The 15,796-nt window shown below is 57.9% G+C and carries 14 protein-coding genes; 4 read left to right on the top strand and 10 right to left on the bottom strand.

The features are described from left to right. Positions 1-444 precede the first annotated feature (444 nt). The 4 genes from ACEVJK_RS10495 to ACEVJK_RS10480 are packed head-to-tail and all read right to left on the bottom strand — an operon-like array spanning position 445 to position 3,205. On the bottom strand, positions 445-1,599 hold the full coding sequence (locus ACEVJK_RS10495) for a helicase RepA family protein (protein WP_227603259.1): 1,155 nt from the start codon (positions 1,597-1,599) through the stop codon (positions 445-447). Positions 1,600-1,602: 3 nt separating this feature from the next. Continuing rightward, complete coding sequence (locus ACEVJK_RS10490) at positions 1,603-1,923, bottom strand: hypothetical protein (protein WP_087225153.1); 321 nt, start codon at positions 1,921-1,923, stop codon at positions 1,603-1,605. Positions 1,924-1,926: 3 nt separating this feature from the next. Further along, the gene (locus tag ACEVJK_RS10485) at positions 1,927-3,003 is read right to left on the bottom strand and encodes a tyrosine-type recombinase/integrase (RefSeq protein WP_374740520.1); all 1,077 of its coding nucleotides are present in this window, start codon (positions 3,001-3,003) and stop codon (positions 1,927-1,929) included. Positions 3,004-3,016: 13 nt separating this feature from the next. Beyond that, positions 3,017-3,205, bottom strand: a complete 189-nt coding sequence (locus ACEVJK_RS10480; RefSeq protein ID WP_087225147.1) for a MarR family transcriptional regulator — start codon at positions 3,203-3,205, stop codon at positions 3,017-3,019. 166 nt (positions 3,206-3,371) lie between these two features. On the opposite strand from ACEVJK_RS10480, the gene ACEVJK_RS10475 reads away from it, so the two are divergent. Next, a complete protein-coding gene (locus tag ACEVJK_RS10475) occupies positions 3,372-3,929 on the top strand; it encodes a helix-turn-helix domain-containing protein (RefSeq protein ID WP_227603260.1) in 558 nt (185 codons plus the stop codon). A gap of 176 nt (positions 3,930-4,105) precedes the next feature. On the opposite strand, the gene guaA is transcribed toward ACEVJK_RS10475, so the two are convergent. From guaA to ACEVJK_RS10455, 4 genes are all read right to left on the bottom strand, one after another. After that, positions 4,106-5,647: a glutamine-hydrolyzing GMP synthase gene (gene guaA / locus ACEVJK_RS10470; RefSeq protein ID WP_374740519.1), complete on the bottom strand. Its 1,542-nt coding sequence runs from the start codon at positions 5,645-5,647 to the stop codon at positions 4,106-4,108. A 257-nt stretch (positions 5,648-5,904) separates the two neighbouring features. Then, positions 5,905-6,438, bottom strand: a complete 534-nt coding sequence (locus tag ACEVJK_RS10465) for a hypothetical protein (RefSeq protein ID WP_262668862.1) — start codon at positions 6,436-6,438, stop codon at positions 5,905-5,907. A 124-nt stretch (positions 6,439-6,562) separates the two neighbouring features. After that, complete coding sequence (gene carB, locus ACEVJK_RS10460) at positions 6,563-9,772, bottom strand: carbamoyl-phosphate synthase large subunit (protein ID WP_186851966.1); 3,210 nt, start codon at positions 9,770-9,772, stop codon at positions 6,563-6,565. After that, a complete protein-coding gene (locus ACEVJK_RS10455) occupies positions 9,772-10,854 on the bottom strand; it encodes a carbamoyl phosphate synthase small subunit (RefSeq protein ID WP_147571425.1) in 1,083 nt (360 codons plus the stop codon). Before ACEVJK_RS10455 ends, carB begins: the two co-directional genes overlap by 1 nt. Before the next feature lie 237 nt (positions 10,855-11,091). Here ACEVJK_RS10455 and ACEVJK_RS10450 point away from each other — a divergent pair, with 237 nt between their 5' ends. The 3 genes from ACEVJK_RS10450 (at position 11,092) to ACEVJK_RS10440 (ending at position 12,735) form a co-directional block, all read left to right on the top strand. Then, a complete protein-coding gene (locus ACEVJK_RS10450; RefSeq protein ID WP_374740518.1) occupies positions 11,092-11,772 on the top strand; it encodes a DUF421 domain-containing protein in 681 nt (226 codons plus the stop codon). Between the two features lie 12 nt (positions 11,773-11,784). Beyond that, entirely contained in the window at positions 11,785-12,165 is a 381-nt protein-coding gene (locus ACEVJK_RS10445; protein ID WP_147571427.1) for a DUF4363 family protein, read from the top strand. A gap of 150 nt (positions 12,166-12,315) precedes the next feature. Then, positions 12,316-12,735 (top strand): hypothetical protein, encoded by a 420-nt coding sequence (locus tag ACEVJK_RS10440; protein WP_374740517.1) that lies wholly within the window; start codon positions 12,316-12,318, stop codon positions 12,733-12,735. A 46-nt stretch (positions 12,736-12,781) separates the two neighbouring features. Here the strand turns inward: ACEVJK_RS10440 and gdhA (ACEVJK_RS10435) are convergent, their stop codons facing one another. Together gdhA (ACEVJK_RS10435) and gdhA (ACEVJK_RS10430) are read right to left on the bottom strand one after the other, a co-directional pair. Continuing rightward, positions 12,782-14,125 (bottom strand): NADP-specific glutamate dehydrogenase, encoded by a 1,344-nt coding sequence (gene gdhA, locus ACEVJK_RS10435; RefSeq protein ID WP_186851963.1) that lies wholly within the window; start codon positions 14,123-14,125, stop codon positions 12,782-12,784. A gap of 12 nt (positions 14,126-14,137) precedes the next feature. Then, positions 14,138-15,484 carry an NADP-specific glutamate dehydrogenase gene (gene gdhA / locus ACEVJK_RS10430; RefSeq protein ID WP_147571428.1) on the bottom strand — a complete coding sequence of 449 codons (1,347 nt, stop codon included), beginning with the start codon at positions 15,482-15,484 and terminating at the stop codon, positions 14,138-14,140. Between the last annotated feature and the right edge of the window lie 312 nt (positions 15,485-15,796).

Raw genomic sequence — 15,796 nt, 5'->3', positions numbered from 1 at the left:
TTCAATCAATCCCTCCTTTTCCGCCGCGCCAGCGGCGGGCCTTTGTTACTTTCTGCGAAAGTAACGCAAAAGCACTTTTGACAGCCTATCGGCCATCAAAAGCGCATTTGCGCCCTACGGGGTGGTGTGGGGGCTTTGCCCCCGCCGTCTGCGGACGGCTCCCCCAGCAGGGCTGCCCTTTGAAAAGGGCACCCTGCACCCCGCCTAAACTTTTTCACTCGCCGTGGGGCAGGGAGGAAAGGCCAGCGGCTTTCCTCCCACCCGGCAAGTGTTCTCCGTGGGGTGAAAGTCAAGGGGTTCGGGTTGTATTGCCTTGCGGCAATCTCCACCCGCAGGTATGCCCCCTTGACTTTCGCCCCCGCTCCCCGTGACAGCCGTGACGACCGTGACGGCTTTTTTGATATCGGGGCGGTGGTGCAGAGGTTGTCACGGCCGTCACGGTCGTCACGCCTGGGGAGGTTCCAGCGTCAGCCGAATACTTCTCCCGGCGTGGGTACGGGTGCTTTCGTAGCGGATATGGTACTCATAGGACAGCCGCCACGCCCGAACATTCAACCGCATCGCCAGGGCATTGGCTTTCATATCCACCCCCAAGGCGGCGGTAAGGTCGGTGGCCGTTCCTCTCCACTCTGGCCGCTCCGCCGTCACCAGGGCGGCAACGGCCTCCAAAACCGGGTCAGGCGGTTCCTTATACGGTTCTGTTTCCCGCCGCTCCAACTCCCACGCCAGCCGTTCTTCGTCCCGTTTCAGATAGAGGCGCTGGTCTTGCAGGTCACGCCCGGAAATGTCCAGTGTGGCGGCATTGTCCGTCCTCCGTTCCTTTTGGAGCAGAAAGGCCCCGTCCGCCGCACCCATCAGGCCATTGGTGCCGGAGATCATATCAAACTTGTCGTCGGCCTGCTGCTTGCGGGTATGGTGTACCAGCAGGAGGCAGACCCCCGTTCCATCGGCAAAGCGTTTCAGACTGGTTATCACCTTATAGTCGTCTGCGTAACTATACTTCTCTGCCCCGGCCTCCCGGATTTTTTGCAGGGTGTCGATGATGATAAGCCGGGTGTCCTGGTGTTCCCGGACAAACCTCTTTAGTTGTTCCTCCAGGCCGCTGTTCAACTGTTTGGCGTAAATAGAGAGGTGGAGGTCTGCGGCGCTGTCCTCCCCAAACATCCGGTACAACCGTCCCTGCAAGCGGGGATAGTCATCCTCCAGGGCCATATAGAGGACAGCCCCCTGGCGGACTTCATACCCCCACAGAGGGAGGCCCTTGCTCACATGATAGGCCAGTTGCGCCATGAGAAAGGACTTGCCGACCTTGGGAGCGCCCACAAAGAGGTACACTCCCGGATAGAGTAGACCCTCCACCACGGGGGGCTTGCCGGGGTACACCTTTTCGTAGAGTTCGTTCATGGAGAGGGAGGGCAGATAGGCCGGGTCGTTGACCCGGTCTATCTGCCGCAGGATTTCCCTAAAATCCCGCTCTTGGGGCTTGTGTTCGGCCTGTTCCTCTGCTATACTTTGGTTAGGTTTTTGTGAGAGCGACTGTCCCCCGTCTGCGCCAACAGGCGGATATGGGACGGTCGTTTTCTCTTGTAATCTATCCATCTATCAATCCTCCCTCATGCCGTCCATGATGGCGGCGATTAGTTCAATGTTGTCCATCAGTTCCTCGTCCACCCCGGCCCCGGCCTCTATCCGTTGCAGTTCGGCCAGCACAGCGGCCAGTTCGTTCCGCAGGGCCTTGTAGACCCTTGGATTGCCCTGCACCACCACTTCCCGGCACAGGAGCCGCCGGGTGATGTAGTCCTGTTTCGTCAGCCCGGAGAGCCGCACAGCGGTTTCAATTTGTGCGTCCTCCTCCGGGGACACCCGAAACGCCACAGTCTTGTTTCTCCATCGGTTCTTGTTGTCCCTGTTCTTCAGCGACATGATTTAGGCCCCCTTTCGCTCCATGTCCAGCCTGTCCGCCATCTCCGTCTGCCGGGTGGGGAACAGGTGGGCGTAACGGTAAGTAATGTCGATACTCTCATGCCCCACCCGGTCAGCGATTGCCAGGGCCGTAAAGCCCATGTCAATCAGCAGGGAGATGTGGCTATGCCGCAGATCGTGTATTCTGATCCGCTTGACCCCGGCCTCTTTTGCTCCCCTGTCCATCTCACGATGGAGGTAGGATTTTGTTACCGTGAAGATACGGTCTGTCGGCTCTACGGCGTACAGGCTCTTGATGTAGTCCTGCATTTCATCACAGAGGAAAGCGGGCATTTGAATGACCCGGTTGCTCTTGGGCGTCTTGGGGTCGGTGATAACATCCCGGCCCTTGATACGCTGGTATGACTTGGAGATAGTGACAGTCTGTTTCTCAAAGTCGAAGTCCGCCAGGGTGAGGGCCAGCAGTTCCCCCTCCCGCACACCGCACCAGTAGAGCATTTCAAAGGCGTAGTAGGAGAGGGGCTTGTCCATCATGGCCTCCGCAAATTTTAGGTACTCCGCCTTTGTCCAGAACAGCATTTCCCGGCTCTTTGGCTTGCCCATGTTCCCCACCTGGGCGGCGGGGTTGACTTTCAGATTGTAGTGCCGCACCGCATGATTGAACACGGCGCTCAACTGATTATGGAGCGTTTTCAGGTACACCGGGGAATAGGGCTTGCCATTCTTGTCCCGGTAATTGAGCATTTCATTCTGCCACGCTATGACCTCTTTGGAGTGAATGTCGCACATCTTCCGCTTGCCGAAGTAGGGCACCAACTTCTTGTAGAGGATATGTTCTTTCGTGCCCCAGGTATTTTCCTTGATACGGCCTTTCATGTCCGCCACATAGACGGCCACGAAGTTCTCAAAGGTCATTTCCAGATCGGCGGTCTGCTGTTGCAGGAATGTCCGCTCCCACTCCAGCGCCTCCCGCTTGGTGGGAAAGCCCCGTTTCATCTTCTTGACCTTTTTGCCCGTCCAGTCCTCGTAGTAAAAGGACGCATACCATGTGCCCTTCTCCTTGTCTTTGTACGCTGGCATTGTTGTTCCCTCCTTACTGCTCGTCCCGCAGTCCGTAGAATTTTTCCTCGAAGTAGCGTCTGCTCACCCGTCCGGGAATAGTGATAAAGCCTTTCTGTTTCAGTTCCTCGTTCATCTCCCGCACCAGTTTGTAGGCGTATGGCTTGGAGATACCCAGTTCCCTGGCTACTTCCTCCGCCTTTACAAACAGTTCCTTGCTCATGCGTTTCACCTCCTTATTCCTGTTTCGCAAATATGTTAATGCCTCCACCCTCATTATACATTAACACAAGTGTTAATGTCAAGAATTTATTTCGCATTTTTGTTAAACTTTATCTTGCATATTTCGCTTTTTTGCGCTATACTATTGGCAAAGGCGGTGAGATATTATGACAGTCGGAGATAAGATAAAGAAAATCCGCACCTTTCGAGGTATGACACAAAAGGAATTGGGTCTTGCCGTCGGCTTTGAGGAAAAGGGAGCGGACAACCGTATCGCACAGTACGAAACGAATTACCGTGTCCCCAAGCGGGAGTTGCTGGACAAGATTGCGGAGGCGCTGCGGGTAGACCGCCAGAATTTCTACACCATCGCCCCCGGCTCCGCCGAGGACTTCATGCGGACATTCTTCTGGCTCGACGAGGACAGCCCCGGCTCTATCCGCCTGTTCCAACTTGTCCGCAATCCGGGCAGGGCGGGTGCTGCTGATGATACCTCCGTACGGTACAATGACGGCGACGACTGGCCCGCACATCCTCCCGTGGGTATGTACTTCCAGTACGGCCTTGTGGACGAGTTTATGCGGGAATGGCTTTTGCGCCAGCAGGAGTTACACGCCGGGGAGATCACCAGGGACGAGTATTTTGAATGGAAACTCAACTGGCCCCATACCTGTGACGACAGCAAGGAAAGCGAGTATTATATCCCCTGGCGGAAAAACAAATAAGACAAGCAAAAAACCGCCCTGCTGAATTTGTCGTTCAGCAGGGCGGTTTTGCTTGTCCTTTTGGGATTATTCTCTTGAGAGTACCGGGCGGACACAAATAGTATCAATCCAGTATCAAGAGCCTTATGGACGGGCAAAAAAGCCTGTATTCATGCGGGTTTGCGCCGTTTTGAGCGTCATTCCCACTCGATGGTGGCGGGGGGCTTGGACGTGATGTCGTAACAGATGCGATTGATACCCTTGACCTCATTGACAATTCGGGTGGAGATCTTGTCCAGCACGTCGTAAGGGATTCTGGCCCAGTCGGCGGTCATAAAGTCACTGGTGGTCACGGCGCGGAGCGCCAGGGTGTAGTCGTAGGTCCGGCCGTCTCCCATGACTCCCACAGAGCGGGTATTGGTAAGGACGGCGAAATACTGGTTCAAGTTCTTGTCCTCACCGGCTTTGGCAATCTCGTCCCGGAAGATGAAGTCCGCCTCCCGGAGCATATCGGCTTTCTCTTTGGTAATATCCCCGATGATGCGGATGGCCAGGCCGGGGCCGGGGAAGGGCTGCCGGGACACCAGATATTCCGGCAGACCCAGCTCACGCCCAAGCTGGCGGACCTCGTCCTTAAACAGCAGGCGCAGCGGCTCAATGATCTCCCGAAAGTCCACATAGTCAGGCAGCCCACCCACATTGTGGTGGCTTTTGATGACGGCGGCGTCCCCCGCTCCCGACTCGATGACATCGGGGTAGATAGTACCCTGGGCCAGGAAGTCCACGGCCCCCACCTTTTTGGCCTCCTCCTCAAAAACCCGGATAAACTCCTCGCCGATGATCTTCCGCTTGCGCTCCGGCTCGTCCACTCCGGCCAGCTTCAGCAGGAAACGGCTTTCGGCGTCCACCCGGACGAAGTTGATATCCCACTTGGAGAAAGCGGCCTCCACCTCGTCGCCTTCATTCAGGCGCATCAGTCCGTGGTCCACAAAGACACAGGTGAGCTGCTTTCCCACCGCCTCAGCCAGCAGGGCGGCCACCACCGAGGAGTCTACCCCTCCGGACAGGGCCAGCAAAACCTTTCCCTGCCCCACCTTTTCCCGGACGGCGGAGATAGCCGTGTTCTTATAATCCTCCATAGTCCAGTCGCCCTTGGCTCCGCACACCTCGTAGAGGAAATTGCGGATCATCGCCACACCATTTTCGCTGTGATTCACCTCCGGATGGAACTGAACGCCGTAGAATCCCCGCGTTTCATCGGCGATAGCCACGTTGGGGCAGGCATCGCTGTGGGCTACCAAGGCGAAGCCCTCTGGCACTTTGGCCATATAATCCCCATGGCTCATCCAGGAAATGCCCTGGGCCGACAGTCCGTGGAACAGCTTGCAGGCCGTATCGTAGTAGGTCTGGGTCTTGCCGTATTCCCGGGCGGAGTCGTCCTGGGCCTCGGTGACCTGTCCACCCAGAGCGTGGGCCATCAGCTGACAGCCATAGCAGATGCCCAGGATGGGCACGCCCCAGGTAAAAATGTCCGGATCCACATGGGGGGAATCATCCAGGTACACAGAGTTGGGACCGCCGGTGAAAATGATGCCGATGGGGTCCATGGCCTTCAGCTCGGCCAAGGGGGTCGTGTACGGCTTTACCTCGCAATACACATTGCATTCACGGACCCGGCGGGCGATGAGTTGGTTATACTGTCCGCCGAAGTCCAGAACGATGACAGTCTGATGGGACATGGAAACATCCTTCCTTGCTTCATAAAATGGAATAATTTACAAAGATTTAACCGTCCCCGCCTTGCTTTTTACCTCCAGCGGCGCTATGATAAACGCAGAACACAAGGAAAGGAGGTCATGCCATGAATGATTTTTACTGGAACAGCCGCTCTGATCTGGAGGATCTGATTTATGAGGACCAGCAGACCGTCGCCAGTGAGCGGTAACACGAACAGATCTGTGCAAGAAGCCACACCGAAGGGTGTGGGTTTTTTGTTTTATGGGATGTATCTCCCGCCCTCTACGCGGAACTGGGCATATGACTCATAATAGTCCTGTTCTTGAAGGGGGCCGTCGGAACTCCTGTGCCAATAGCCGAAGGTGATCCGGTACTGTCCGTCGGGCAGTTTTCCATAGGGCGACAGAAATACCTGTCCCTGAACAGTATCCCCCGGCTCCGCTTCCAGTCCCACCCCGGCAGTGTCGTATTCCTTATGGGGGACCCAGTACCACTGTCCGTCCAGCAGGGCAGTCAGCCCGGCATCGAACAAGAGCTTCCCCTCCCGGTCCACCGAGGCCCCCGACTCCAGCCGCGCATCGCTGAAATTGGAAAAGGTCAGATACAGCTGATACCCGGTGGTTTCCAGGGTCAGTTCCGCGCCAGAATAGGCTTCCATCGTCTCTGCCGGGGTCAGCTCCTCCGCCCGCAGGGACACGGGCCGGGAGGTAAACCAGGCAAAGGCCGCCAGCCCTCCCAGAAGGATAGCCAGCACCCCACAGAAGGATCCCCATTTTTTGACCGCGTTTTTCATCCTTTACGCCTCCCAAATCCTTTCTATTGTATAAGACGGAAATCATAGGGCGGAGTTGCGGACAGATGAAAAAGATTTTGAAAAAGATGAGCGGGGGAGGGAATTTCCCTCCCCCGCGGGGAGCTTAGATCTTGGTGATGTCTATGGGTGTCAGGTCCTCACTGCGGCTCTGCTGCCGGACGGTGAGAAGGGCCCGGGCGGTGTCGATGGCGGTAACACAGCCCACCCCATGCTCCACGGCGGAGCGGCGGATCCGGAATCCGTCAGAGTCGTGCTTCCGGCCCCGCGTCGGGGTGTTGATGACCAGGTCCACAGTCCCGGAGGCGATCATATCCAGGATATTGGGGTGGGCCTGGGATACCCGGTTCACCCGCTTGCACTCGATACCAGCCTCGTTCAGTGCGTCACAGGTCCCAGAGGTGGCATAGAGCTCCACTCCCATGTCCTCAAAGCCCCGGGCAATGGAGATCACCTCGCTCTTGTCCTCATCCTTGACCGTAAGGATGACCCGGCCGCCCTTCTTGGGAGCCCGCATTCCGGAGCCCTTGAACGCCTTGAGCAGCGCCTGGGGGAAGGTCTCGGCCAGTCCCAGCACCTCACCGGTAGACTTCATTTCAGGGCCAAGGCCGGTGTCCACGTCGGTGAGCTTTTCAAAGGAAAAGACGGGGGCCTTCACGGCGAAGTAGCTGGCCTCCTTATAGATGCCCGTGCCATAGCCCAGGTCCTTCAGCTTCTGGCCCAGCATGACCTTTGTGGCCAGGTCGATGATAGGCACGCCGGTGACCTTAGAGATATAGGGGATGGTGCGGGAGGAGCGGGGGTTGACCTCAATGACGTAGATGTCGTCGTTATAGAGGATATACTGGGCGTTGATCAGGCCAATGACACCCAGGTGCTGGGCCATGTTCCGGGTGTGCTGGAGGATGAGATCCCGGTGCTTCTGCTCCAGATGAAGGGGGGGATACACGGCGATGGAGTCGCCCGAGTGGACGCCGGCCCGCTCCACATGTTCCATAATACCGGGAATAAGGATATCCTCCCCGTCGAATACGCCGTCCACCTCCAGCTCCCGGCCCATCAGGTACTTGTCGATGAGGATGGGGTGCTCCTGAACGGTCATATTAATGATGCGCATGAATTCCTCGATGTTGCGGTCAGAGTAGGCGATCTCCATCCCCTGTCCACCCAGCACATAGGAGGGCCGGACCAGGACAGGATAGCCCAGCTCATGGGCGGCGGCCAAAGCCTCCTCGGTGGTATAGACGGTGCGGCCCTTGGCCCTGGGAATGTTGCACTTCTGCAAGATCTCGTCGAACCGCTCCCGGTCCTCGGCCGCGTCCACGCCGTCGGCGGGGGTGCCCAGGATGCGCACTCCCATGTCAGTCAGGGCCTTAGCCAGCTTGATAGCGGTCTGCCCGCCGAACTGAACCACAGCTCCCCAGGGCTTCTCCTGCTCCACAATGTTCTGCACGTCCTCAGCGGTCAGGGGCTCAAAGTAGAGCTTGTCCGCCACGTCGAAGTCGGTGGATACGGTCTCCGGGTTGTTGTTGATAATGATGGTTTCATAGCCCAGGCGCTTGAAGGCCCAAACAGAGTGGACAGAGCAGTAGTCGAACTCGATGCCCTGGCCGATGCGGATGGGGCCGGAGCCCAGCACCAGCACCTTCCTGCGGTCCCCCCCGTTGTCCACAGCCTCATTCTCCCCGTCATAGGAGGAGTAGTAGTAGGGGGTGGCGGCGTCGAACTCGGCGGCGCAGGTGTCCACCTTCTTAAAGGCCGGAATAATGCCGTACTTCTCCCGCAGGGCCTTGACCTCCGCCTGCTTCATGCCGCAGAGGGTGCCGATATAGCTGTCGGCAAAGCACATCTCCTTGGCCCGCTTCAGCAGGTCGGCGTCAGGAACGCCCTTGCAGGCCTTCAGCTCCTCCTCCATGTCGATGATGCGCTTGAAGCCGTCCAGGAACCAGACATCCATCTTGGTGATGTGATTGATCTTCTGGGGAGAGAAGCCCCGGCGCAGGGCCTCGGCCACCACGAATAGGCGTTCGTCCGTGACCTGGACCAGCATATCCTCGATCTCGTCGGTATACAGTCCTTCCAGCTTGTCCAGCTTCAGGGCACGAACATTCAGCTCCAGGGAGCGGATGGCCTTCATCAGAGCGCCCTCGAAGGAGTTGGCGATAGACATGACCTCGCCCGTGGCCTTCATCTGGGTACCCAGAGTGCGGCTGGCGGTGGTAAACTTGTCAAAGGGCAGGCGGGGAATCTTCAGCACACAGTAGTCAATGGTGGGCTCAAAGCAGGCCATGGTGGTGCCGGTCACCGCGTTGGGGATCTCATCCAGGGTATAGCCCAGAGCCACCTTGGCGGCCACCTTGGCGATGGGGTAGCCTGTGGCCTTAGAGGCCAGGGCGGAGGAACGGGACACACGGGGGTTGACCTCGATGACCGCGTACTCATAGCTGTCCGGATTCAGGGCAAACTGAACATTACATCCCCCCTCGATCTCCAGGGCGGTGATGATGTCCAAGGCGGCGGAGCGGAGCATTTGAAACTCCCGGTTGGCCAGGGTCTGGGTAGGGGCCACCACGATGGAGTCGCCGGTGTGAACGCCCACGGGGTCGATGTTCTCCATGGAGCAGATGGTGATGACGTTGCCGGCGGAGTCCCGCATGACCTCGAACTCGATTTCCTTCCAGCCGGAGATGCACCGCTCGATGAGCACCTCGTTCACCCGGGACAGGGCGATGCCGCGCTCAGAGATCTCCCGCAGGGATGCCTCGTCATAGGCGATGCCGCCGCCGGTTCCGCCCAGGGTATAGGCGGGACGGACGATGACGGGATAGCCGATCTCATTGGTGAAGTCCACCGCGTCCTGAACGGTGTTGACCACTTTGGACACCACGCAGGGCTGCCCGATGGACTCCATGCAGTCCTTAAAACCCTGGCGGTCCTCCGCCTTGTGGATAGAGGCAGGGCTGGTGCCCAGCAGGCGTACCCCATATTTCGCCAGAGTCCCGTTCTCATGGAGAGCCATAGCCATGTTCAGGCCGGTCTGGCCGCCCATGTTAGGCAGCAGGGCATCAGGGCGCTCCTTCTCGATGACCTGGGTGATAGAGGGGATATTCATTGGCTCGATATACACATGGTCGGCGATATCCTTGTCCGTCATGATGGTGGCGGGATTAGAGTTGACCAGCACCACCTCCAGCCCCTCTTCCTTCAGGGCCCGGCAGGCCTGGGTCCCGGCGTAGTCGAACTCGGCGGCCTGACCGATGACGATGGGGCCGGAGCCCAGCACCAGTACCTTCTTTATGTCCGTATATTTCGGCATTACTTGGCACCTCCCATGGATCCAACAAAGCGGTCAAACAGATACTCCACAGCCTTGGGGCCGGTATTGCCCTCGGGGTGGAACTGGGTGGAGAAGCAGTTGGGGCGGGCATATCTCAATCCCTCGCAGCTTCCGTCGTTCACATTCTCCAGGGACACCTGGGCCACCGCCGGGTCCACAGAGTCCCGGACCACGGCATAGCCGTGGTTCTGGCTGGTGATGAATACCCTGCCCAGCTCCAGATCCCGGACAGGCACGTTGCCTCCCCGGTGTCCGTAGGGCAGCTTCTCGGTCCTGGCCCCGGTGGCCAGGGCCAGCAGCTGGTGGCCCAGCCCCAGCCCAAAGAGGGGCAGGGAGCTGTCATACAGCTTCTTCACCTGGGCGATGAGGGCGGTGTTTTCGGCCGGGTCGCCCGGACCGTTGGACAGCAGCACTCCGTCATACCCGCCGGCCAGCACCTCCTCGGCCGGGGTGGAGGCGGGCAGAGCGGTCACCGCGCAGCCCCGGCGGGTCAGGCTGTCCACCACGCCCTGAGTGACGCCGTAGTCCATCACCGCCAGGCGGCATTTCTCCTCTCCCTGGGCGGGGAACACCTGTGGCTGAGTCCGGGTGACTTTGGACACGGCATGTTCCACTTTATAGGCTTTCAGCTTTTCCAGGGCCTCAGCGACATTAAAATGCTCCGCACAGGTGAGCATACCATTCATGCTCCCCTGGTTGCGGAGTATCTTTGTCAGCGCCCGAGTGTCCACACCCTGGATGCCGGAAATATTATGCTGCTTCAAAAAATCATCCAAGGTGTCCTCACAGCGGAAGTTGCTCCCGCGGGGGGACAGATGCCGGACCACCAGAGCCTCCACCCAGGGGCGGCTGGACTCGTTGTCCTCGCTGTTGACACCATAGTTGCCAATGAGGGGATAGGACATGACCACGCCCTGCCCCGCGTAGGATGGGTCGGTCAGGATCTCCTGGTACCCGGCCATGGAGGTGTTAAACACCATCTCACAGATCCGGTCGGAGGTGCTGCCGATGCTGGTGCCGGAAAATACGCTTCCGTTGGCCAGGATCAAAGTCGCTTTCATTGAATTCTCACACGCCTTCCGTTCCAGTTCTATTGTTTGGTTAAATCAAGTTATTTTATCGAAAAATCGTCTGGTTGGCAAGATGTATCTTTCCTTTTTTCAGCAGAATTTTCGGGGGAGCTTTTGGGCAATTTGCAGGATATTTTCCATCCGGCGGGGAAAGACTGAAAGAAAGAGCCGTCCATATCCCGCGGCCCTCCCCAAAGGGCGCGGACATCGATACCGCGAGGTGATCTTTTGTTCACAGGACTGATCCGCACTATCATCCTATACATCTTCATTATTATAGGAATCCGCCTGATGGGCAAGCGCCAGGTTGGGGAGCTGGAGCCCTCCGAGCTGGTCTTGTCCCTCATCATCGCCGACCTGGCTTCCGTCCCTATGCAGGATTACGGCATCCCTCTGCTCACCGGCATCCTCCCCATTTTGGCCCTATTGGCCATGACCATGATCCTGTCCGTCCTCACTATGAAAAGCGTCCGGTTCCGGGCCCTCATGTGTGGCCGACCCAGCATCGTCATCCGGGATGGGCTGGTAGACCAGCGGGAGATGGCCCGAAACCGGCTGACCATAGATGAGCTTTTGGAAGAGCTGCGGGCCAAGGGTTACACCGATCCGGCCACAGTGAAATACGCAATCCTGGAAACCAATGGACAGTTGTCCGTCCTGCCCTATGCCAACCAGAAGCCCCCCACCGCCCAGCAGCTGCAGGTGTCGGTGGAGGAATCGGGCCTGCCCCTGGTGGTAATCAGCGACGGCCGACTGCTGGAGCATAACCTGCGGGCTCTGGGCCGGGACCGGAAGTGGCTGGACCAGCGTCTGGAGGAGCGGGGCTGCTCCGGCCTTGAGGCCGTCTTTCTGCTGCTGGTGGATCAAACGGGCAGCATCTACCTGGCCCGGAAGGATATGAGCGTATAAGGAGGGATCGCCATGAAGCGGCTCTGGATCGCCGTCGCCCTGCTGGCGGCCATGTGCGGGGCAACCCTGGTCAACGCCTACTACTGCCAACAGCTGGCAGACAGCCTGTCCGGCCGGCTGAACCAGGCCCAGACTTTGGTGGAGCGGGAGCAGTGGGACCAGGCGGAGGAGCTGACCCGGCAAGTCTACCAGGACTGGCAGGACAGCCACTTTTATCTCCATGTGGTCATGCGCCACTCGGACACCGATCAGATTTTACGGACCTTTCAATCTGTCCTCCAATATCTGGAGCTCCAGGAGCTGGACCAGTATGCCGCGGCCAACGCCGACCTGGCGGCACAGATCCAGCTGTTGGCCGAGATGGAGCAGGCCAGCCTGGTCAATGTGCTGTGATTTGCTTTCAAAAATTCACAAATATATATAAAATCCACTTTTATATCAATGATTTTATGTTCGATATTTACAATTTTATGTTAATATGGTAAAATTAAATTACTAAAAATAGTTATCAACCCTATTATAGAAGAAAAGGGGCAGTGCTGTATGGAGACCCACAAAGCTGGGAGAAAACTTCTTCGCCCGGAGTATTTTCTTATGCTCGTCCAGCTCCTCGTCCTGGCATCGCAGCTCTTCTATTGGCTGTGCGGCGTCCGGCTCCGGCTGTTTAAGCCCGGCTGGGAGGGAGCCGCTGTTGTCATCTTCATTTCGTACAGCATCCTGTGTGAAATCCTGAGTTACTCCACCATTTTTGTCCGGCGGGAGCATCTGATCACCGTTTCTCCCCCCTGGCGGAGAAACTGGAGGCGCTGGTTTTTCCTGCTGTTCACGCCCCATGTCCTGTACAGCCTCTGGTATGGGCTGTGGATGACCTTCTTCGGCCGCTTTCCTCCGGCTCTTATTCTGTCGGCTTTGATCCTTGTCTTTCTCTATCTCGCCTACCAGCGGCTTTCGGAGCACGCATAAAAACGAGGGACAGCAGCGCTGTCCCTCGTTTCTGCTTGTTCCGGTATCAAAGCCCCTGGGCAATCATGGCCTCCGATATCTTCTTGAACGCGGCGATGTCGTTGCCGGCGATCAGGTCATAGCCCAGCCCATACTCCTGGGCTGCGGCGGCAGAGGCGTCATAGATGCCGCTCATGATCTCTCGCAGCTTATTGTCCACCTCTTCCCGGTCCCAGTTGTACCGTATGGAGTTTTGGGCCATCTCCAGGGCGGACACGGCCACGCCCCCAGAGCCCGAGGCCTTGGCCCCGGCTGTCAAAATCTTGGGACTGAGCCGGAGGAGCTTCAGCGCCTCGGCGGTGGCGGGCATATTGGCCCCCTCTACATAAAAGCCCACGTCGTTGGCCAGGATGCGTACCGCATCCTCCACATCCAGCTCGTTCTGAGTCGCGCAGGGGATGACTATGTCTGTCTTTATCTCCCAGGGCTTTCTGCCTGGGAAAAACTCTACTCCGAACCGCTGGGCATAGGGCGCCACTTTGTCCCGGCCGCTGGCCCGGAGCTCCAGCAGGAAATCCAGCTTCTCCTGGGTACACACACCCTCCGGGTCGTAGATATAGCCGTCCGGGCCGGACAGGGTAACCACCTTAGCACCCAGTTGGGCCGCCTTACGGCAGACGCCCCAGGTCATGTTGCCAAAGCCGGAGGCCGCAATGGTCTTGCCCTCCAGGGTATCCCGCTGATGCTCCAGCATTCTGGCCAGAAAATAGATAGTGCCGGAACCGGCGGCCTCCTGGCGGACCTTACTGCCCCCGTAAGTCAGTCCCTTGCCGGTCAGGGCGCTGCTCTCCGCTTTTCCCATCAGGCGCTTATACTGGCCATAGAGGTAGCCGATCTCCCGGCTGCCCACTCCAATATCCCCGGCGGGCACGTCGGTGTCCGCGCCGATATAGCGGTACAGCGCATTCATGAAGGACTGGCAGAAACGCATGATCTCTCGGTCGCTCTTTCCCCTTGGGTCAAAGTCAGCGCCACCCGCGGCGCCGCCAATGGGCAATCCAGTAAGGGCGTTTTTATAGGTCTGCTCAAAGCCCAGGAATTTCACCACCGAGGAGGTCACCCCCGGATGGAAGCGCAGCCCGCCCTTATAAGGACCGATGGCGCTGCTGAACTGGGCGCGGTAGCCGTGGCTGGTGTGGGCCACACCCCTATCATCCACCCAGGGGACAAGAAAGGTAAACATCCGCTCCGGCTCCACCATCCTGGTGAGCAGGTCCAGCTTCTCATACCTGGGGTCGTCAAGGGCTGGATCGATCATCTCCAGCCAGGTCAAAACACACTGGAGGTACTCGGGCTCGTGGGCGTAGCGCCGCCGCAGCTGGGCGGCCACCCGGACAGCGTACTCATTCATCGTATTCCTCCTTTACACGATGCCGTAGGCCAGCATGGAGTCGGCCACCTTCAGGAAGCCCGCGATATTGGCCCCCGCCACCAGGTCGCCTGCCATGCCGTACTGGGCGGCGGCATTGGAGGCGTTGCGGTACAGGTCATCCATAATGGTCTTGAGCCGCTGGTCCACCTCCTCAAAGGTCCAAGAGAAGCGCATGGAATTTTGGCTCATCTCTAGGGCGGACACGGCCACGCCGCCGGCGTTGGCCGCCTTAGCGGGGGCGAACAGCAGGCCGGAGCCCTGGATAACTTCCACCGCCTCAGGCGTACAGGGCATATTGGCCCCCTCCGCCACGGCGAAGCAGCCGTTGGCCACCAGTGCCTTGGCCGCCTCCCCGTTGAGCTCATTTTGGGTGGCGCAGGGCAGGGCAATGTGACAGGGGATCTGCCAAATGTTGGAGCAGCCCTCCTGATAGCGCGCGGAAGGCCGGCGCTGAACATACTCTCGGATCCGGGTGTGCTCCACCTCCTTGAGCTGCTTGACCAAGTCCAGGTCGATGCCCTCCGGATCGTAAATATAGCCGTTGGAGTCGGACATGGCCACCACCTTGGCTCCCATCTGGCGGGCCTTTTTGCAGGCGTAGATAGCCACGTTGCCCGAGCCGGAGATGACCACGGTGGACCCGTCAAAGGACCGCCCCGCCTCCCGCAGCATATTGTCGGCAAAATAGCACAGTCCATAGCCGGTGGCCTCCTTGCGGGCCAAGGAGCCGCCATAGGTCAACCCCTTGCCAGTAAGAACTCCGGTAAACTCATTGCGCAGCTTCTTATACTGTCCGAAGAGATAGCCGATCTCCCTGGCCCCTACACCGATATCTCCAGCCGGAACATCGGTGTCCGGCCCGATGTATTTGAACAGCTCATTCATGAAGGACTGGCAAAACCGCATGATCTCCAGGTCCGACTTGCCTTTTGGGTCAAAGTTGGCGCCGCCCTTGCCGCCACCGATGGGCAGTCCGGTCAGACTGTTTTTGAAGGTCTGTTCAAAGCCCAGGAACTTGATGATGCTCTCATTGACTGAGGGGTGGAACCGCAGCCCGCCCTTATAGGGGCCGATGGCACTGTTGAACTGGATGCGGTAACCCCGGTTTACATGGATTTTCCCCTGTTCATCCTCCCAGGGCACCCGGAAGGAGATGGTACGCTCCGGCTCCACCAGGCAGTCCATCACACCCTGGGAAATCAGCTCCGGCCGGGCGTTTACCACAGGTGCCAGGGAGGAGAGCACCTCCCGCACCGCCTGGTGAAACTCTGGCTGGGCCGGGTTATTGCTTACCACCCGCTCCATCAGACCATTCAAATACTCATTTCGGATGCCCATATCGTTACCTCCTAAAAATTTTTTGCAGAGCTCCGCTCCTCATGTCCCCCTTCTCTGCTCTTTGGCGCTTTAGTGTGATACCGTTATAGCACTTCTCTGTTTTGCAAGTCAATGATTGTTTTCTTGCATTTTTAATCTTTGTAGGATCATTCACATTTCATATGCATCTCTCAATATTTTTCGTTTATTTTTTAACTAACTTGAAAATTATCCTGCAAGATGGTTCCTTTTTAACAGAATCCCTTCATTTTTTATGTCCCAAAATTTTCATTTTTTCCTTTTTACATTCAAAAGAGCTCCCCTGTGTTTTTA

The organism is Flintibacter sp. P01028 (assembly GCF_041925235.1).
Taxonomy (GTDB): Bacteria; Bacillota; Clostridia; order Oscillospirales; family Oscillospiraceae; genus Lawsonibacter; species Lawsonibacter aceti.
The sequence above is the reverse complement of the archived record's forward strand: the minus strand, read 5'-3'. Positions and strand labels throughout refer to the sequence as shown.